Consider the following 17,861-nt stretch of genomic DNA (forward strand, 5'->3'; position numbering starts at 1 on the left):
TATTATTTTTGGACATCTGTGATTTCTACGTCGAAAATCAGGATAGAGTTCGCTTTGATGACACCGCCGGTATCCCTGTCCCCATAAGCCAAAGGAGAAGGAATGATGAATTTAGCTTTATCACCTTTTTTGAGGAGACCCAAACCTTCATCCCAGCCCTGAATGACACGGCCCTGACCCACCTGAACCTCCAAAGGACCATATCCACCCTGAAGATCTCTTTGTTCATTATATACACCGGCTTCCTGTGCCTTTTCTTTCATGCTTGTGTCGAATATAGTGCCGTCTAACAGGTACCCTGCATAGTGGACAGAAGCCATATCACCACTTTCGATCTCAGGTCCTGAACCTTCTTCTTCTATGACGTAATAAAGACCGGATTCTGTCCTGGTTGCTTTGATATTATTTTCAGCAAGATAATCCTCGATTGTCTGTGTCTCCAGTTCTAATTGTTTTACAGCAAGTTCAGCCTGCTTTTTCATCTGAGCTTCTTGCAAAGAAGTAAAATATGCTTCCACACCTTGCTGGTCCAATACATCTATGACACCGATACGGATTTTTACATTTTTTTCTCTATCAAGGAAAAAGGGCATGTTCGCTTCACCAAAAACTTTCAAGGAATTGGCTTCGAATGCAATGCTGTCACCTTTTTTGAGATTCAGGAAAATCTCATCCATCCCACTTTCCCTTGGTAAAGAATCGTTGAATTGAAGGTATCCAGGCATATTTTGGTCATAGGTGGATATAAAGGTGGAGTCTTTGTCATTTGTCACAATAAGATGATAAAGGACAAACTCACCGTTTTTAGGTTTTTGAGAACCTTCTTTGATATAAGTATATTCTATACCATCCGAAGTAGTCTCGGTTTTTTTGCAGGACATAAGACCTGCCGCTGTAACTAAAATGACAGCAGACAACAAAACACTTTTAATTTTTTTCATGAATGAGTTCAGCTTGATTGAAGAGGATATTATAATTTTCTTTTATTAGTTTTTCGAATTTTTCTGTGGTTTCCTGTAAACTTAACCGGGATTTTCCTCCTGATGCATTTTTGTGTCCGCCACCTTCAAAATAGCTTGCAGCGAATTTATTTACAGCAACATCTTCGGTGGATCTGAAGGAAATTTTGACACCATCTTCACGTTCTGTAAACAAAGCAGCAATTTTGATTCCATCCAGGGAAAGCGCATAATTGACCAGACCCTCGGTATCTCCTGTTTGGGAATTGTATTTTCTGAGATCTTTTTTGTTTATGGCAAAATAGGCAGTTTTCAGGTCTTCCATGATTACCAGCCTTCTGGTAATAGCAAAACCAATGAATTTCAGCCTGTCAATACTATTGGTATCATAAATGAACCTCGAAATCCTGGAATTGTCCGCGCCTATGCCAATCAGTTCAGCCGTGATAAGATGTACATTTTTCGTTGTATTTGGATGTCTGAAACCTCCGGTATCAGTCATTATTCCAGCATAAAGGCATTCTGCGATATCTTTATCAATCAGTTCTTTATCACCGATTTCAACGATAAGCTCATAGACCAACTCACAGGTAGCAGCAGCTTTGGTACTCCAATACCTGAAATCTGAAAAATCTTTGGGATCTTGGTGATGGTCAATGTTTACTATATATGCGTTGGATTTCTCTATATGGTCCTTCATATCTTGCAGCCTGTTGGTGCAAGAAAAGTCCATGCAGAAAATCATGGTAGCATTCTGAATTAAATCAATAGCACGTGGCTGTTGGTTTTTATCTTCAAAATTGATTACCTCATCGTTTCCTTTCATCCAGTGCAAGAAATACGGATAATCGGATGGGGTAATAACAGTTACCTTATGACCTTTTTTCTTCAAATAATTTGCCATACCCAACGAAGAACCCAGTGCATCCGCATCAGGTTTGTGGTGGGTGGTAATGACAATTTTTTGGGGTGAAGAAATTTTATATTTGAATGACTCTAATTCTCGCATTTGATTGCTGTTGCATGCCTCCTAGAAGAACACAGTCCGCAAAGGTCAGGATAATTTTTGAAAAATCCCAATATCCCCAATTGACTAATCTTGAGGTATGGTAATGGATAATTCATGTTCTTTTTTCGGACTTTCAATGAATTCGCCTATTTTTGAGGCCAAATCAAAAAATAGAATCAAATTTTAATTCAATGGCAGGTAACAGAACATTCACCATGATTAAACCTGATGCGTTTGGCGCAGGTAACTCCGGAGCAATTTTGAAAATGATTGAGGAGGCAGGATTTAAAATCGTAGCATTGAAAGCTACGCAATTGAGCGCTGAATTGGCCGGCAAATTTTACGCTGTACATAAGGAAAGACCCTTTTATGCCGATCTATGCAAATACATGTCCTCAGGTCCAATTATTGCAGCAGTATTGGAAAAAGATAATGCGGTGGAAGATTTCAGGACCTTAATCGGTGCTACTAATCCTGCCAATGCCGCTGAAGGTACTATCAGGAAATTATTTGCCACCTCTATCGAGGCAAATGCTGTCCATGGTTCGGACTCAGACGAAAATGCAGAAATTGAAGGAAATTTCTACTTCAGTCAATTTGAAAGGGTTATTTAAATAACTTTAACATTTGAAATCCTCCAAACCCATAGCTTCCGTTATGGGTTTTTCTTTTTACCCTTGCAACTAAGATTTCGTTTCCAGAATTTTTTTTGTCTTTTCCCAGATATCAAGAGAACAGCATCGGTAATATCTCATTTTTAAAAATATCGTGTCCAATTAAAAGCCAAAAGAGAAGATTTCATTATCCGGAAAAACCAATTCCTTTTGCCATCAGCCCAGCCAAAATAGGCATTATCAGCAGAATAAGCAGCTCAAAGCGGACCATCCAAAAAATAGATTTGGGAATAGCAACCATTTCAATGGGATCTCCTTTTGCCTGCTTGATAAAAAAAACTGTGGGATATATTGAAAGTAGTCCTATCACTACAAATAGGGTCAGCTTGATATGAAAAATCGGATTGCTGCTGTAAAACTCGGTTGGTTTTCCAATTCCCCCCAACCATAATGTCATCCCGACTCCCAAAAGGGAAAGAACAGCCAATCCATATACCCCATCTATTTTGGAAAGGCGAAGTATCTCTTTCCTTGATAAGGTTGATTTCAGCAGAAGGTGCTCCGAAACAAGTGCTCCAACAATCGCAAAAACGCTGATAAAATGTAAATAACGAAGTATGATTTCCATGGTCATTTTTTCATTGATTGAAGTAGTTTATCATTGTCCGGGTGGGGCAGAAACCGGTTAAATTCCAAAAAATACATTCCAGGGTCCATACCTACAAAAGCTTTGTAACGCTCCTCTTTTCCGGAGTACATTTCCTTAATGATCGGAAGAGGCTCATTAATCTTCACATATTCATACCAACCTTCCAGGTCTTTGAGGAGAAAAGATACGCTTGTTCCTTTTTTTTCTGTAAAATTGTGCATTCCGCGCCTTTCGTCCACCAAACCTATATAACCTGTTTCCGAAACCTGATATACCTTGGCCCAACCTTGGTCTACGATCTGTTTTAATCCGATTGTTTCCTCATAAAATTTCTCTGATTCCTGCATGTCCTGATAATATAGCCAGGTTACAGTTCCATAGAATCCTTCCTTTATATTCCATTTTCCTGTATCCGAACTGGTAGCATCGTATTTTGGCAATTTGGGAATTAGCTTCTCGTTTTCGGGGTGTGGTTTGAACATCTCAAATTCCAACAGATACCCTTCGGGATCAATGGCTACAAAACCATCGTGAGGGTTGTTTTCCTTAGGCTTGTATTCATACTTGATGGGGACTTTTTTGTCCTGAAGATAAGCATACCATTCCGCCAAATGATTCGTCAGCAAGGCTATGGCAACGGTTTTTGGTTCGTCAGCCTTATGTCTACCAATTTCAGCATCTACTAAAGTAACCCAAGCATCCTTTGAAATCTTGAGTGTAACGGCAAACCCATAATCCGAAAGAATCTCCAAGCCCAAAGTCTCATTGTAGAAAATCCGGGCCTTATCCAGATCTTTGTAATAGAGAAAAAGATTTGTTCCTTCTATGCCAAAATCATTCAACGTTCTGAAGGAAGTGTTTTCCGCTAAGAGTTTATTGATATAATGATTGGGGTAGCCCAGCAAGCGACCAAAGCTTCTTGCTGCCTCCTGTTCATTTGCGCTGGAGTGGATGGATTTTTTCAGGTTAAGGTAAGCATCCAAAGTCTCTTTTTTATGTAAAATCAAGACCTCTTTGCCGGCAGTTAAAGCTTCAGGAAATAAAATGGTCTTCACCAGATCTTTTTCCCGATAAATCTCAACCTGATACTTTTTGGCAATTGCGAGTGCTTCCGCCCATAAGTCATCCACCTCATTGGTGGATAAGGGTTCACTCAAAGCGATAGGCTTGACATCGGCGGCCACCATTTCTGCAAAAGCTTTTAGGGTTCCCAAGTGTTGATGCTTTAAATCATCATTTTTTTCAGAGCAGGCATTCAAAATAAAAAAGCAGGAAATGAATAAATACCGCAGAAGTTTCATGATTGGTGGTTCTGATTTTTGAACACGATAAAAATACTAAAAATTAAAATGATGCAAGCCAGTTTCAACACTTTAATCCCATCAATCGATCACGGATTCTCCTGCCTGTATTTCTTCCAGACTTAGAATCGGCAACTTGCTGGTTTTTGAAAAATCAAATAAATCTGAAAGAGACATTTTATCTCCAGAAGTAATACAAGGCCATGTAGGAGGTTCGAAAAGCCAATTCCCTTCCTTGTCTTTCATATGTCTTCTGTCGGAATAGAAATCACGGACAAAAACCTCTGCTGCGATTGATTTGAAATGAGCTTGGGTATTTATGTCCTGTTTTTCTGAAAAAGGAAAAGTTTTTCTGAAATATTCCTTGAATTCGGTTGGGTAACCCAATGTGGAATCAAGATCATAGATCAGATTTTCCCCTTTTCTGGAAGCATGTAATATTACATGGTAATCCCACCAAACATTTGTTTCTCCCGTAACTGATTTCTGACAAAGGAAAGCACAGTTTTTATTTTCATTCGAAATGAAAAGAACTTTTTTGACATAATCCTTCAATTTGGGATGCTGACAGAGTTGCCATATATTTTCTTCGCAATAGTTTTCGGTATATTTTAAGGATGTGATTTTCATACAGCTTGCAATATTAACCCAAATTGCGTTCCTATTCGGTTTTTTAAATACTTATCTGATTTTTTGAAACCCATTTCAGCACTGCTGACAAAGTAGTAAAAAATCATATTGAAAATATTCTTTTCAATAATTCAAAACTATATTGATACTTAGCAGTTTAATAAAAAATTAAACGGGAATAAATAATTATGAAAAATTTAAAATTATTGTCATTGGCAGTTGCCACGGTTGCCACTTCTTTTTTGGTCAGTTGTGGAAATGCTCCAAAAGAAGAAGCAGTAGAAGAAACAACCGTTGAAGTGGTTGAAGAAGTCCCTGTTGAAGTTTCAAATACTGTAGTTGACATTGCTGTAGGTTCTCCTGACCATACTACCTTAGTTGCGGCAGTAACTGCAGCCGGATTGGTGGAAACGTTGAGCGGAACAGGTCCTTTTACGGTATTTGCACCAACAAACGCTGCATTTGCAGCTTTGCCGGATGGAACTGTCGCCAACCTGTTGAAGCCTGAAAGCAAAGATCAATTGACCTCAGTATTGACCTACCATGTGGTTTCGGGCAATGTGATGGCTGCTGACCTTTCTGATGGTCAAGTAGTTAAAACTTTGAATGGTCAGGACCTGACAGTATCCATCAAAGATGGTAAGGTAATGATCAACGGAGCAACTGTAACGGCTGCTGACCTTGCAGGTAGCAATGGTGTCATCCACGTTGTGGACGCAGTATTGTTGCCAAAGTAAACAGAAACTGCAAAAAATTGGAAACCTGCCGCTCGGCAGGTTTTTTTTTTGCTTAAAATAAACAATTGCCCAAAATCTTTCCAAAATAGCCGGTCTCCCCACTTGTTAATTTCAAATGGATATCGATTAATCAAATGATTGAAGAATGAAAAAAACTATTAAGTCTATTCATATCAATTTCTTGAAGGATAATGGCTTATTCTACTACCTGTTGCCAACCAATACACGTTTTAAGTCGCCATTCTCTTTATTAGTCAGCCATAGTAAGTATGGTGCAAATATTACAATACCAAGTACCATTGCAACTGCACCCAAAATTATTGATTTTGTGGTAAACTGATTTCTCCACATTATCCAAAATCCCGATAGTGTCAGATAACAAAGAAAATCAAGGTTAAATTGTCCTGACCAATTCAATGATTTAATGTTATTAATGAATACACCAAACAAGTCCGGGCCTTCTATTTGGTAGGCGATGAAGGTGTAAATCAATAGTCCAATAGTCTGAACTACTAAAATAGTTTTGAAAACATTATTGCTACTCATAGTTTTTTTATTTTTCGCAAATTTAGTTTTCGTTCACTTTTTATTTTATTCGCTACCGTACAATGGTTTTTCAAAACTCCGGGTAATGCGTTTCAAATTTTCAAAGTATGTTTCAAACCACTTTTTATTCATGTTTTCTGAATTGATTTGCAGAAAAAAATTCTCCCAAGCCAATTCAAAAAGCCCTTCTGACTGTTGTTTGGTAATATTCAATTTTGTGTCACTCAACCAAAGATTTATAAAGTCCTTTCCAATGATGTAATTTGACCTCACTAAAGTGTCCCTATAATTTGGTTTGTGTGAGTTTATCCTTAGTTGTCTGTTAAAGAGCAAGTCCGTCTTGTGTTCAAGTAATATGTTTATCAATTCAGGGTTAATTGATGTGGCAAGTTTTTCTTTTTCTGCAATTATTGTAGAGTTTTTTAAATGGTGTTGCAGAAGTCTCCCGATAAAAATATCCAAGTCGGCGAAGTGATGATAAAAAGAAGATTTACTTATTCCCACTTGCTTTGCAAGTTGTTCAATTTTTAATGCGTTTTCTCCAAACAATGCAAAAGTTTCGTATCCTTTAACAACCCATATTTCTTCTTTTTCTGTCATTGCATATCGGATTTATTTAAAATATAATTTGAGGTTCTTACGTATATGATTTGAGGCACTTTCTTGTCCGCCGTGCTCGTTCATTATGCCGCATAAATCGGAAATATTATGCGTCAAGTTCATCTGACCTGTTTTGGCGCACTCTTTGGCAATGGCTGAAAAAACAGGGAAAAATTCTTATCTCCCTGTTTTCCGGTTTTTAATTTCTATTCCTACCCTACTCAGTTTTACTGATACAAGGGAAGTCACCACCCCTAATGTACCGAAACCTACAGTACCAAGGGAATTATTGGCCTCCCAGGTGCCTGTGACCAGTTTGAGAATAAAATACCCGCCATAAAGCAATATCAGAATGCTGAGTACAATAATGATAGTGACCAATGTCTTTTTTTTTGCATTCAGCTCCTCCAAGCTGGAATCTGCAAGGCTTTTGTTTTTCATGCTTTTTTAATTGTGCCGTAAAGAGGACTTTTGGTCAATGAATGCCTTTTCCCCGGGCCGTTAAGCAGCGCTTCAGAAATCCATTGAAGGTTAAATATAAATCAATTTTGATTGATTTTTAAGGTGTTATAAAAAATTAATTGGCAGAAATGAACCAAAATCAGAGCTCTGTATATTCTATCCACTAAATTTTTTGTTCATCTAAGGTATACTAGGATTTGAAAATCTGATTAAATTGGTAACATTACCGAAAGAAATAATTGTCCCATGAAATATTGGCTTATTTTGGTTTTTATGTTGTTTTTTTCATCAGTTGGTTTTGCAGATAACCGGAACCTGGATAGTTTGCTTTCCCTGTACCAAAAAAGCGCCGAAGGCTTGGAAAGGATTTCTGCCCTTCAAAATCTGTTTGAATTTTACCTGAACAACGACCCATCCAAAGCCAAAGATTATGCCATCATGCAGATGGAATATTCCCAAAGTATTCAGGATATCTTGGGAATAGGAATGGCAAGCTACAATATGGCCGTGCTCCATAATAACAAAAGCAATTATGATTCTGCCACTTATTGGTATGAGGAAGCCTATGCATTTTTCAAGCAGATAGACAATATCAAAAGAATGGCCCTTGCCAAATATGGGTTGGCCATTCTGGATTACTACAGGGGGGACTATGACCCTGCGCTGGAACTGTTAGGGGAGACAATCCAACTCATGACCCGGGACCAAAAGGATTCCTTAAATGTAGGTGCAGAACTGCAATTGATGGGTATGATCCATATCAGGCAAGGAAATCTGAATATTGCCCTGAAAGAGATTCTCCATACGGTCCGGATATTCCAGACGCTCCAAAACAATGTTCGGCTGGCCGATTCCTACAATATGCTTGGAGGTATAGAAACCCAATTGGGAAATTATAGCAAATCCATTGAATACAATCAGCTTGCCCTGAAGATATACCAGGATCAAAATGACCAATTTTATATTGCCCAGGCACTTAATGATATGGGCAATACCTATTTTTATCTAAAGGAATACGATGAAGCCATCTCTTACCTGCTTCAAAGTGCTGAAATCTCACGTCAGATGGGGGCCAAGGACATAGAATCCACCAATTATTACAACCTGGGCAAGGTATATTTATCCCAAAAATTATATGGCCAGGCAGAGGAAGTACTGCTTAAAGGATTGAGGATTGCGGAGGAAACACAAAATTCCATCAAAACCATAGAAGCTTCCAATATTTTGGGACAATGCTATGTGGAAATGGGGAAACCGGATCTTTCCCTTCCTTACCTCAACCGCGCCATTGAATTGGCAGGGCAGTCGGGTTCCCAGGAAGCACAAAGCCAGGCCTATTTCTTCCGGTCCAAGGCACTCGAAACCATGGGCAATCCCTCCGGGGCCCTGGAGGATTTCAAAGAGTATACCCGCCTCGATAAAATTATTTTCAATGCGGAAAAATCCCGGCAGATTGAAGAACTGCGAACCCTTTTTGATCTGGAAACCAAAGAAAATGAAATCAAAATCCAACAAAATGCCATTCAGCTCCTGGAACAAAAATCACAGATCTCCCGTCTCCAAAAAATCCTGTTGGGATCCGGTCTGTTCCTTTTGTCCCTGACCCTGGGTTTGGGCTGGTATGCTTTCCGGCAAAAGATGAAAAAAAATAAACTCGAAAAACAGAAAATGGATGCTGAGCTCCATTTCAAGTCCAGAGAACTGACAACAAAGGCCCTGCACCTTGCCAAAAAGAACGAAACCCTGGAAAACCTCCTGCTTATCACCCAAAAGCTGAACGAATCAGACAAGCAAGCCGGCTATCAGGATCTGATAAAGACCATCAGCTCCGATCTCAGGGATGATAATGGCTGGGATACTTTTGCCAGATTTTTTGAAGAGGTCCATCCTGATTTTTTTTCAAGAGCAGCCAATCAATATCCCGGCCTCTCACCCGGTGAATACCGCTTGATGGCGCTGATCAAAATGAATCTTTCATCCAAGGAAATGGCCAATATCCTCCATATTTCCCTGCCAGGAATCAAAAAAGCCAGGCAAAGGCTCCGTAAAAAGATGGGCCTTGAAACCGGCGATTCCCTGGAAAAAGTCATTATTTCACTGTAATTACCTGATTGTAAGGATTTTTTGGGTGGAGTATACCATTTGTCTCCCCTTTTTTTTTCCAATCCCCCCACCAAAGGACTAGGTTTGTCAAAATGCAATTTTATTGCTTGAGTCTCCTTTTTAAAAATGCAGATCATGAAAAACAAAAACGGATTTATTGCTTTAATGACAGGTTTATTACTCCTGTTCCACTTTTCCTGTACAGAGAATGAAGAGCCCACGCCCCCTCCAGGGGAAATAAAAGAAGGTCAGGGAATTTCCGAAAATGAACTGGATGCTTATGAGGGTGAAGTCGGCCTGGTTCTTAATGCCAGGCAGGTTGCACGAAAAGGGTACAGGCCTACTGTGGCTGAAGTGGAAATCCAAACCTCAGGTGAAGTGTTACGAAAAACTGTTCCATTGGACCCATTTGGGTTTATGGGTTTACTGAAGTTTCCGGTCAATGAACTGACCGAGGCCCAGCTTACTCAAATTACTGATGGGGTTCAGGTCTTAGTTACCCTCAAAGATGAGACAAATCAGGAAATTGTAACAAAGTCCAACTTGGGTACGATCTCCCTTTTGCCCAACCTTAGTCCTGTTACCATCAATGCGGATTTCGTACAAGAAACCGAAGAAGCTTCCGACTTGCTGCTGATGGAAGGTACTGGTCTTTATTTTCAAAAATTAAACGACGAGGGGATGCCAGTACCCCAAGCCATGCGTTGGAACAGAACACCAAATTTTGGAAATGTGATGACATTCAGTACCAATGAAACCTTCTCAGGAGATCAGCCTGACTTTCTTTTCAATATATTTCCTGTACCTGGACGCGGGAATACTTTTTATATCCGATTGGTTAGCACGGGCCATTATTTAAGGGTGACAGAGGCCTTTTATGGGGCAAGCATTCCTGCAAGAATACACATCGCTCCTGTAAATTCAGGAAGAAACAGCCTCATTAATGTTTCCAATTCTGATAAGGAATCATATCACTTTCAGATTCGAAAAGTCAGGGATGGAGTATTTGAGTTGCTCGATCACAGGAACAGGCCCATACGGGAAGCAGCTGGTGTTGGACTGACCGTCAATTTTCCGGGGGCAAAAAATTTTACCATGAGGATCGTGGCCAAAGAAGTGGAATGGAGCGCACAGCCCATCACCTCATCCATCCTTGAGCCCATCCTTCCCAAGGTAACCTCCGGGTTCAGTTTCAACAGTACCCTTACCAATTGCAGTGGAGGGCAGCTACAGCAGACCGTCGGGGCAGATTTCAGCGAGGTGCGCACTACTACCGTAGGTTGGTCAGAATCCATTTCTGTCAATACCAGCAAGTCGGTGTCTGTTTCTGCCACCTTAGGGGTAACCATCAAGGCTTCATTTTTTGGGAAAGGTGCAGAGTACAATGCCTCTGTGACCAAAGGATTTGAATGGAGCCAATCCATTACTTCCTCCTCTTCGCAATATGAATCCCAAACCATCAGTAAGAGCGAAAGCTATTTTTCCAGCCGTGTGATCACAGTTCCACCAAGATCAGCTTCATTGGTGTATGATGCTTACCAATACTATGAAAACGTCAGGGTCAACTATGTTCAGCGTATCCGGATTTCGGGGAGAAATGAAAATGGAAGATCACTTACAGGTGAGGAGATTAAGTCACTCTTTATTTTTTCAAACTTCAATGGGGTAATCAATAGCGTGGAGGAAAACTCTGTGGTGGTTACCTTGACCGGCTTTACCATTTTGGATAAATTCATCGAAACACAAAGTACGGTACGGGAAGTGCCGCCAAATTGCAGTTAGATTCTAAATAATGTTTGAATTACCGGGAACACAGGCAGATGGGTTTCCCGGTGATTCAACATGGGGCAATTTGAGGGCGAAAATGCAACCCTTTTCATGTAATCATTTCCATCAAACAATATTGATCAGGTTTCAATAGGACAGCCAGAGCTATTCCTTGCTTATTCTTTGGCCTGCTGTTTATATTTCTCATAGGCCTCCAGGTCAAACAAAAATATGCCCCGCCCGTCTCCGGCTCCTTTTTGAAATCCAAATTGATGGGCGATCATATTTCCCTGATGGTTTACTACCGGATTATCGGACTTGATTTTGTTGAAATACCGAGTGGAGAAATCCGCAAGACGCTCTACTTCCCCGCTCCCATCCAGAGATAGCTTATAAATATCAAGTTTATATTTATTTCTCTCTTCCATGGGTTGATGTCGGTCACTTTCAATGACCATGTATTTTCCGTCATGGAAAATCCCCTCAGCTTCATTGTAGCTTTTTGGTAAATCGGTATATTTTTTAGTTTCCTTGGTGATCAGGTTAAACACAAACACTTGGGAATTGTAATATTGGTCCCGCTCATCCCCCCAATAATGTGTGTAAATCAGTTCTTCGTTGAGGGGAGGCCTGAAATCCTGTGTTTCCAACCGCACATAGGCAGATGAATCCTTGTAGGAAATGATCGTACTCACATCTTTCAGCTGAGGAATGCCATTTTCATACACTATTTCTCCCGCCTGAATTTCTCTCTGTCCTTTCAAAGTCCAGGCTATTTTCATGCTGTTTTTGGAGACTGCGGGGCCCTCGTCACAATAGGCATTCAAGGGATAGGGTTTGTCCGGATTTGATTTGGTAAGCACATAAAGGCCCAGGCCCTTATGTCGGTCTTTTTCCGGATCATTGGCATCAAAAATATTGGGCCCCATGGCCAGGAGCAAGTCTCCATTAGACAGACATAAAACCCGATGGATTCCTCCATGGTAAAAACCTGAGGTGACCTGGCTTATTTCTTTTGTGGCAATGTGAATTTTGTAAACATCCCCAACCAGCTTACTGAGAAAATAGATGTTTTCTGATTTTTCATCCCATTCAGGCCTTACCCCCCAAGTAGTGAGAATTGAAAAGTAAGGAGGCAGCTCTTCGATAATGGTTTCGATGGTCTGGGCGTTGGCCTGATGAATGGAATGCAGGATAAAGAAGGTGAATAGTAAGATTATTCTTTTCATAGGGTTTTATATTCAGAATTCCCCGAGTCGTTTTTATTGCATTATTGATCTTTTGAAAAACATCCTGGTAATGAAAATACCGCTACTGTCTTCCGCTCCTGCATGGCTCTCCACACCACTGGTTACATAAATCAGGGAATATCCTTCAGATTCCAACTCCATGATTCTTGCGCCGATCATCGCGTCATTGGAGGCAATGTTTTGGAAATTAATACCTGCAGCACTGAAGAAGTTAAGCAATTTGGCTTCATCAAAATTGTCCACTTTAAGCTCACTGCGACTTACCTCTCTTTGGGAAGAGGTCTTTCCATCCGTCCTGGAGGTTCTGAACTGGTCCGTATTCACATCAGTCATGTTTTCAATCATTCTTGACCTACCAATGCCCATTGGTACAATTGACTCTACCACGGTAACGATTTTCCATTCATTAAATGAAGTATTGTTTTCTATTTGTGCTTGTGTACTGAAGGCAATGCTGATAAGCAAACAGGAAAGGAAAATGGATTTTTTCATAATAAATTAATTTAAATGGATATTAGGTTTGACATTAATTCAAAATAAACAAAAGCAGGTTCACCGGATACCAGTATAAAGAAGTTGTATGATGTTTTCTCCCCTTCAGATCAACAAAATTTTATAATTTACCAACTTCCAAATTATGAACTAAAGATACCGCAGGGATTGGGAATTGCAAATAATACAGGAAAAAAGGAGTTAATTTATCAGTTGTACAATAGGAACGGACTGTTTTCAGAAATTGGAAAAGCTCTTTGAAAACTAGGACTATTGTGTACCTTTTGGTATCTTAAAAAATGACAAAAATTTTCTTGCGTGCCGTTTTTATGCACATTCCAAAGTGTCTGGAAACTACAGATACAAGGCCGATGTAGGTCTTGATACTTCTGGGGAATAGTTTCTGTAAACCATTTCTCCGTATATCTTCTGACGCAAACTTTTTTTCCCATGATTAAATGAATTAAAGGTCAAACATGGAATAAATTTAATACATATTGCTAAAAATGAGATACTTATAGTAACCTAAAAACTACCGACGAAGGAGGTTTAGTTCAACTTACTTATTATAACAAATTTAAAGAACAAAGCCGTCCAAATCAGTTGGCTTTGAACTAAGATATACAATAAATAATAGGTTTTTTCAAAAATCACTTCGAACTAGATTTTGATTTATCTAATCAGCGTTCCCTTCCTCCAAAATTACCCATTCCCTTCCAACTAAGAAATCCCTTGTACAGGGTAATTTTAATCTTCGGAAACACGTAGGATTATTGGCCAATCCTTAGGTGGATAATTTTATGCTACCCAAAACCATTATTGTTTGAATTAAAGAAAATGTGTTATGGAAAAGTATTGGGAAGAAGAAATCCGCCAAGTCTTAGCCCATTCAAACGTCCAAACCACCAAAATCTACCTCAGGGAGAGACATGGATTTTCCGGTAGTTTTGAGATTATGGAGAGGTTTTTGGAGGGGGTGAGTAATTTCAATTATGAACTGTCCCCCACCTGCTTTTAGGGAATTTCGTAAGGCCATAATGTTAAAAAACAATTTCTTTATTAAGAAGAGAAAGCCTGAAATTTTCCAATAATCCGCCTAACCCAAAACTCTTAGTATTGGCTGAGTTCTAGTCAATGGACTAAATTTATTTTTTCATTAGTTTGATTCGTTTCAGTTAATGGAATCCTATCCTTCAAATAATGTTTTTTGATAAACACCTCCTTTGATTTTATTCATTAATTCCCGAATAAATTCATAATGTTTAACATACTGATTTGGTATAAAAATTCTATCAATATTTTTAGAAGTCAGTAGCTTCATTTTAATCTTATCTGAATCAATTCTCTTTTTGTTTTTATAATGTTCAGCCCCATTTATTTCAAATACTACTTTTGGAATTCTCCCTTTAAAAATTACGCCATCAAATTCTTTTTGGTTAACCTCAGGGTTGTTTATTTCTTCTGGAAAAATATCCAATACTCTCACATTTCTTTCAAAACGAGTACCCTGTACAGTGCAGTAATGGCTCATGGTTTTATAAAATTCGTCTTCAAATTTTGAATCATTCGAAAATCCGATTGTAAACCTATTAGCAATGCTTTGTTGGATTTGTGTAGAACCGTTTTTTTGTACATAATCAATCAGGGCATACAAATCATCATCTTTTTTAGATAGAATATCTATTGCCTTTTTATCGGCTACTACAATCAAATTTTCCCGTGCTCTTGTAACTCCGACATTAATTAACTGGCTGTTGTTTTTTATCCAGTCGTAAGTTCTGGATCTTGTGTTTTTTGATATGGAAGTGGATATGATGATGGTTTTGTTTTCTTGTCCCTGTATTTTGTGAATCGTACCACAACTTACCGATGAATCTATTTTTTCATTGGCTTTTGCCTTTTCCAGGTATTGATTCAAAACTTCTTGTTGGCTTCTAAAAGGTGTGATGATGAAAACATCCGTTAATTGATTGTCTACGATATATTTTACTATCTCCTGTGCTTCTTCAATAGCTGAATTTTTATCCTTTTGGTTTAAATTATTCACATCAATCAGCTTCAGTTCTCCATTTATTTTTATCTTCGAAAGGTTTAACCTATTCTCGTAAAACCGCATATTTGAATAATTAATGATTTTTCTGCCACAGCGATAATGATAGCTCAACAAGATATCTCTCGAAATATTATCAATCCTTTTAAAAATTGAGAGGATGGAATTATTGTAATAATCGTAGGTCTTGTCTATTTCAAACTGGCTCATCAAATTTTGATTTCTACTTTCTTCAAAGACAACAATCGGCTTTAGCTGGTTTGTGTCTCCAATCAGAACCATATTTTTGCATTTTGAAATAGGAATCAGGCTAGTGGCTATATCACACTGACCGGCTTCATCCATTACCAGCAAATCAAATTTGTATTTTCGCCCCAGCTTACGGCTTGATATATTGGTAGTAAGAATAATGGGAAACACCTTAGTGAGCTTCTCCAGGTTGTCGTCATCAGCAATCCATTTATTAAATTCTCTTACCTGTTTACCGGATTCCTCAATATCCAGTATTTCAATCAAATGTGCATAATCCTTGTTTTTCAAAAGTTTCAAAAACCTTAATGATTCGAAGTAGAAAAACTGTAACAGCTGATGATTATCTTTTATCACTTCGTATAAATCATCAAAATCATCATTGTTGGTTTCAGGTATCTGCTTGAGTCTTTCTTCAATGGACTGTTTTTCTTTTTCCAATAAATGATTCTCACCTTTTGACAGCAGATCACTAACAAATGAGAGGTTTTGTGACTGTTCAATTCTGGTTTCGTAATTTTCAATCTTTTCAAGCAACTTTTTGTTTTTCTCTTTTGACTTTTCTTTAAGGTTAAACAAAAGCTCTTCCTTAGGTACATCTTTTGTTTCAAAAGCATACCTTTCTTTAATCAAATTCAGCGCTTTTGCTACGCTTTCATTATTTCCTAGCCTGAGTACAGGAAGCAGAATTTCTTTGTTTCTGTACTTGCCCAAATATAATTTATCTTTAATTCCATCAACAGGGACATTGTTATTTGACGAAATCAATAGTGTTTTTCCATTGGTAAGGCAATTCACAATTATATTTAATATCGTTTGTGTTTTGCCCGTTCCAGGGGGTCCCTGTACATAGGTAACAGGGTATTTTAACGCATTGTAAATAGTTTGAATCTGATCGATATTAATATTGCGGTCATACAGCACAATGTGAGGTTCTTTTCGGTTTTTTCTATCAAGCAATGATAGATTTTGAAAAAATGCCCTCAAGGGAACCTCCATCTTTTTTTGCTCAAATTCTGAATGTATGCTGTCGTAAATTCCTGATATATCTATCTGTGCATATCCTAGTATAACTACTTCCGGCCTTGTATTTGGCAATTCGCCAATTTTGAAATTGGCCCGTAGTAATTCTACGGCATCAGACTTTGCTTTTAAGTAAATCCCTTCAAAATCTGCTGGACTCAAATCGGTGTAGTAAGACAAAGAATGCTTGACACCTTTTATATAAAAGTTTGAATTAAATAGTGTTTTACTACTTAAATGTAATTTTTTGTCTACGGGATCAAAAGTGAGTTTTCTGTATGCAATTACAAATTTACCCTTCGAATGTAAATCAATTGAAAATTCACTGATAGCCAATTCATAATCATAATACTTCCTGTAATCATTATGATAGATATCTTTTATAATCTGCTTTTGGAGCTCTGCTGTTAAGGGATATGGATTATTCTTCGATAATTCCGTCAAATCAACCCCGGGAATTAAATGTGTTTTGAAAAGAAACGGGTCTTTATTGGCTTTGTAACATTCTAAATAGTAGTTCAATACATTATTGTCATACCGGTCAAATCCATAAATCCGCAAACTTTCATCTTCATCCAGCTTTATGATCAGATTTTCAGACACATCATAGTGTGAAAATTTCAGGATTTCGGCAGTTTGAATGCCTGAAATAAAGATTTTTCTATTTAGAAGGGGATCATCTTTTGTAACATTGAACATGTTTACCCGCAGTTCATCACTTTCATTAATATCTAAAATGCTTATCCAAAAAGGCTTAGTATCCCCATCCTTATTTTTGTAGGTGATGCTCAGGTATTTCCCTTCCCGTATGGCTTTACCAATAAGTGTGGTGATTTTTTTGTCAATCATTTCGTGGGATTTTAATTCTTCATGATTCTGAAAAATCAGTTCATGATCTTGTTGTTTTTGTTTTGTCTTTCCTTTTACACTTAAAACCCTTATAAGTCTTAAAAAAAGCAGTCTTAATTATTAAATATAGAGAGATAAGTCTGGTTTTTTTTCCCCAAACACCTAAATCTTATAATAGCTTTTTTCCCCTCTACCCTTAAACCTCACATATTTCTAAATGAAGTTTTTCCAAAAAATCCTTCCTACCAACTGCAAGGTTTGGGTAAAGACACAAAAAAAGGGATGAAGTCATCCCTTAAATCATTGTAAATCAAAGTAGTAGCCTCGACGGGAATCGAACCCATATCTAAAGTTTAGGAAACTTCTATTCTATCCATTGAACTACGAGGCCTGGTTTGAGAATTATAGAAGCAAGAGACAAAGCTTGTCCCGAAGTATTTCGGGGAAACAAGAATCGAAACAGTCTTGTTTCCTGGCTCTTGGCTCTTGGCTCTAAAATCGAGTCGCAATTTAAAGCATAATCCGCCATTCAAGCAAATATATTTAAAGCCATTTGTGCATTTCGAAATAT

General features: G+C 38.3%; 16 protein-coding genes and 1 tRNA gene. 5 read left to right on the forward strand and 12 right to left on the reverse strand.

Features of this window, described 5'->3' with window-relative positions; translation table 11 throughout:
- Positions 1 to 2: 2 nt before the first annotated feature.
- Positions 3 to 941 (reverse strand): FKBP-type peptidyl-prolyl cis-trans isomerase, encoded by a 939-nt coding sequence (locus B9A52_RS05890; RefSeq protein ID WP_084119421.1) that lies wholly within the window; start codon positions 939 to 941, stop codon positions 3 to 5.
- On the reverse strand, positions 928 to 1,968 hold the full coding sequence (locus B9A52_RS05895; protein WP_084119422.1) for a DHH family phosphoesterase: 1,041 nt from the start codon (positions 1,966 to 1,968) through the stop codon (positions 928 to 930). The genes B9A52_RS05890 and B9A52_RS05895 overlap by 14 nt, the downstream gene beginning before the upstream one ends.
- 191 nt (positions 1,969 to 2,159) lie before the next feature.
- On the opposite strand from B9A52_RS05895, the gene B9A52_RS05900 reads away from it, so the two are divergent.
- The gene (locus tag B9A52_RS05900; RefSeq protein WP_084119423.1) at positions 2,160 to 2,582 is read left to right on the forward strand and encodes a nucleoside-diphosphate kinase; all 423 of its coding nucleotides are present in this window, start codon (positions 2,160 to 2,162) and stop codon (positions 2,580 to 2,582) included.
- 187 nt (positions 2,583 to 2,769) lie between these two features.
- Here B9A52_RS05900 and B9A52_RS05905 read toward each other — a convergent pair whose 3' ends face one another.
- The 3 genes from B9A52_RS05905 to B9A52_RS05915 form a co-directional block, all read right to left on the reverse strand.
- Positions 2,770 to 3,210, reverse strand: a complete 441-nt coding sequence (locus tag B9A52_RS05905; protein WP_231955506.1) for a DUF2214 family protein — start codon at positions 3,208 to 3,210, stop codon at positions 2,770 to 2,772.
- Positions 3,211 to 3,212: 2 nt separating this feature from the next.
- Positions 3,213 to 4,532 (reverse strand): VOC family protein, encoded by a 1,320-nt coding sequence (locus B9A52_RS05910; RefSeq protein ID WP_084119425.1) that lies wholly within the window; start codon positions 4,530 to 4,532, stop codon positions 3,213 to 3,215.
- An 81-nt stretch (positions 4,533 to 4,613) separates the two neighbouring features.
- Positions 4,614 to 5,162, reverse strand: a complete 549-nt coding sequence (locus B9A52_RS05915) for a protein N-terminal glutamine amidohydrolase (RefSeq protein WP_084119426.1) — start codon at positions 5,160 to 5,162, stop codon at positions 4,614 to 4,616.
- A gap of 188 nt (positions 5,163 to 5,350) precedes the next feature.
- Between B9A52_RS05915 and B9A52_RS05920 the strand changes: the two genes are divergently transcribed.
- Entirely contained in the window at positions 5,351 to 5,899 is a 549-nt protein-coding gene (locus B9A52_RS05920) for a fasciclin domain-containing protein (protein ID WP_084119427.1), read from the forward strand.
- Between the two features lie 204 nt (positions 5,900 to 6,103).
- Here the strand turns inward: B9A52_RS05920 and B9A52_RS05925 are convergent, their stop codons facing one another.
- The 3 genes from B9A52_RS05925 to B9A52_RS05935 form a co-directional block, all read right to left on the reverse strand.
- Positions 6,104 to 6,445: a hypothetical protein gene (locus B9A52_RS05925; protein WP_084119428.1), complete on the reverse strand. Its 342-nt coding sequence runs from the start codon at positions 6,443 to 6,445 to the stop codon at positions 6,104 to 6,106.
- A gap of 45 nt (positions 6,446 to 6,490) precedes the next feature.
- Entirely contained in the window at positions 6,491 to 7,045 is a 555-nt protein-coding gene (locus B9A52_RS05930) for a TetR/AcrR family transcriptional regulator (RefSeq protein ID WP_084119429.1), read from the reverse strand.
- Between the two features lie 177 nt (positions 7,046 to 7,222).
- On the reverse strand, positions 7,223 to 7,486 hold the full coding sequence (locus B9A52_RS05935; RefSeq protein ID WP_084119430.1) for a hypothetical protein: 264 nt from the start codon (positions 7,484 to 7,486) through the stop codon (positions 7,223 to 7,225).
- A gap of 267 nt (positions 7,487 to 7,753) precedes the next feature.
- On the opposite strand from B9A52_RS05935, the gene B9A52_RS05940 reads away from it, so the two are divergent.
- The gene (locus B9A52_RS05940; protein ID WP_084119431.1) at positions 7,754 to 9,610 is read left to right on the forward strand and encodes a tetratricopeptide repeat protein; all 1,857 of its coding nucleotides are present in this window, start codon (positions 7,754 to 7,756) and stop codon (positions 9,608 to 9,610) included.
- 135 nt (positions 9,611 to 9,745) lie between these two features.
- Positions 9,746 to 11,392, forward strand: coding sequence for a hypothetical protein (locus tag B9A52_RS05945; RefSeq protein ID WP_157370078.1), 1,647 nt, complete (start codon positions 9,746 to 9,748; stop codon positions 11,390 to 11,392).
- Positions 11,393 to 11,553: 161 nt separating this feature from the next.
- Here the strand turns inward: B9A52_RS05945 and B9A52_RS05950 are convergent, their stop codons facing one another.
- Both B9A52_RS05950 and B9A52_RS05955 read right to left on the reverse strand, forming a co-directional pair.
- A complete protein-coding gene (locus B9A52_RS05950; RefSeq protein ID WP_084119433.1) occupies positions 11,554 to 12,606 on the reverse strand; it encodes a TolB family protein in 1,053 nt (350 codons plus the stop codon).
- A 33-nt stretch (positions 12,607 to 12,639) separates the two neighbouring features.
- Positions 12,640 to 13,119: a hypothetical protein gene (locus tag B9A52_RS05955; RefSeq protein ID WP_084119434.1), complete on the reverse strand. Its 480-nt coding sequence runs from the start codon at positions 13,117 to 13,119 to the stop codon at positions 12,640 to 12,642.
- Positions 13,120 to 13,963: 844 nt separating this feature from the next.
- On the opposite strand from B9A52_RS05955, the gene B9A52_RS25440 reads away from it, so the two are divergent.
- On the forward strand, positions 13,964 to 14,137 hold the full coding sequence (locus B9A52_RS25440) for a hypothetical protein (protein WP_157370079.1): 174 nt from the start codon (positions 13,964 to 13,966) through the stop codon (positions 14,135 to 14,137).
- 168 nt (positions 14,138 to 14,305) lie between these two features.
- Here B9A52_RS25440 and B9A52_RS05960 read toward each other — a convergent pair whose 3' ends face one another.
- Together B9A52_RS05960 and B9A52_RS05965 are read right to left on the reverse strand one after the other, a co-directional pair.
- Entirely contained in the window at positions 14,306 to 17,290 is a 2,985-nt protein-coding gene (locus B9A52_RS05960; protein ID WP_084119435.1) for a DEAD/DEAH box helicase, read from the reverse strand.
- Positions 17,291 to 17,609: 319 nt separating this feature from the next.
- Positions 17,610 to 17,681 (reverse strand) — tRNA-Arg (locus B9A52_RS05965).
- Between the last annotated feature and the right edge of the window lie 180 nt (positions 17,682 to 17,861).

Source organism: Aquiflexum balticum DSM 16537 (assembly GCF_900176595.1).
Taxonomy (GTDB): domain Bacteria; phylum Bacteroidota; class Bacteroidia; order Cytophagales; family Cyclobacteriaceae; genus Aquiflexum; species Aquiflexum balticum.

What these genes read in the sequence shown, in the direction of transcription:
- B9A52_RS05900 (WP_084119423.1), top strand. Translation starts at nt 2,160, where the DNA reads ATGGCAGGTAACAGAACATTCACCATGATTAAACCTGATGCGTTTGGC.
- B9A52_RS05955 (WP_084119434.1), bottom strand. Translation starts at nt 13,119, where the DNA reads ATGAAAAAATCCATTTTCCTTTCCTGTTTGCTTATCAGCATTGCCTTC.
- B9A52_RS05915 (WP_084119426.1), bottom strand. Translation starts at nt 5,162, where the DNA reads ATGAAAATCACATCCTTAAAATATACCGAAAACTATTGCGAAGAAAAT.
- B9A52_RS05940 (WP_084119431.1), top strand. Translation starts at nt 7,754, where the DNA reads ATGAAATATTGGCTTATTTTGGTTTTTATGTTGTTTTTTTCATCAGTT.
- B9A52_RS05905 (WP_231955506.1), bottom strand. Translation starts at nt 3,210, where the DNA reads ATGGAAATCATACTTCGTTATTTACATTTTATCAGCGTTTTTGCGATT.
- B9A52_RS05925 (WP_084119428.1), bottom strand. Translation starts at nt 6,445, where the DNA reads ATGAGTAGCAATAATGTTTTCAAAACTATTTTAGTAGTTCAGACTATT.
- B9A52_RS05895 (WP_084119422.1), bottom strand. Translation starts at nt 1,968, where the DNA reads ATGCGAGAATTAGAGTCATTCAAATATAAAATTTCTTCACCCCAAAAA.
- B9A52_RS05950 (WP_084119433.1), bottom strand. Translation starts at nt 12,606, where the DNA reads ATGAAAAGAATAATCTTACTATTCACCTTCTTTATCCTGCATTCCATT.
- B9A52_RS05910 (WP_084119425.1), bottom strand. Translation starts at nt 4,532, where the DNA reads ATGAAACTTCTGCGGTATTTATTCATTTCCTGCTTTTTTATTTTGAAT.
- B9A52_RS05920 (WP_084119427.1), top strand. Translation starts at nt 5,351, where the DNA reads ATGAAAAATTTAAAATTATTGTCATTGGCAGTTGCCACGGTTGCCACT.
- B9A52_RS05890 (WP_084119421.1), bottom strand. Translation starts at nt 941, where the DNA reads ATGAAAAAAATTAAAAGTGTTTTGTTGTCTGCTGTCATTTTAGTTACA.
- B9A52_RS25440 (WP_157370079.1), top strand. Translation starts at nt 13,964, where the DNA reads ATGGAAAAGTATTGGGAAGAAGAAATCCGCCAAGTCTTAGCCCATTCA.
- B9A52_RS05930 (WP_084119429.1), bottom strand. Translation starts at nt 7,045, where the DNA reads ATGACAGAAAAAGAAGAAATATGGGTTGTTAAAGGATACGAAACTTTT.
- B9A52_RS05960 (WP_084119435.1), bottom strand. Translation starts at nt 17,290, where the DNA reads ATGATTGACAAAAAAATCACCACACTTATTGGTAAAGCCATACGGGAA.
- B9A52_RS05945 (WP_157370078.1), top strand. Translation starts at nt 9,746, where the DNA reads ATGAAAAACAAAAACGGATTTATTGCTTTAATGACAGGTTTATTACTC.
- B9A52_RS05935 (WP_084119430.1), bottom strand. Translation starts at nt 7,486, where the DNA reads ATGAAAAACAAAAGCCTTGCAGATTCCAGCTTGGAGGAGCTGAATGCA.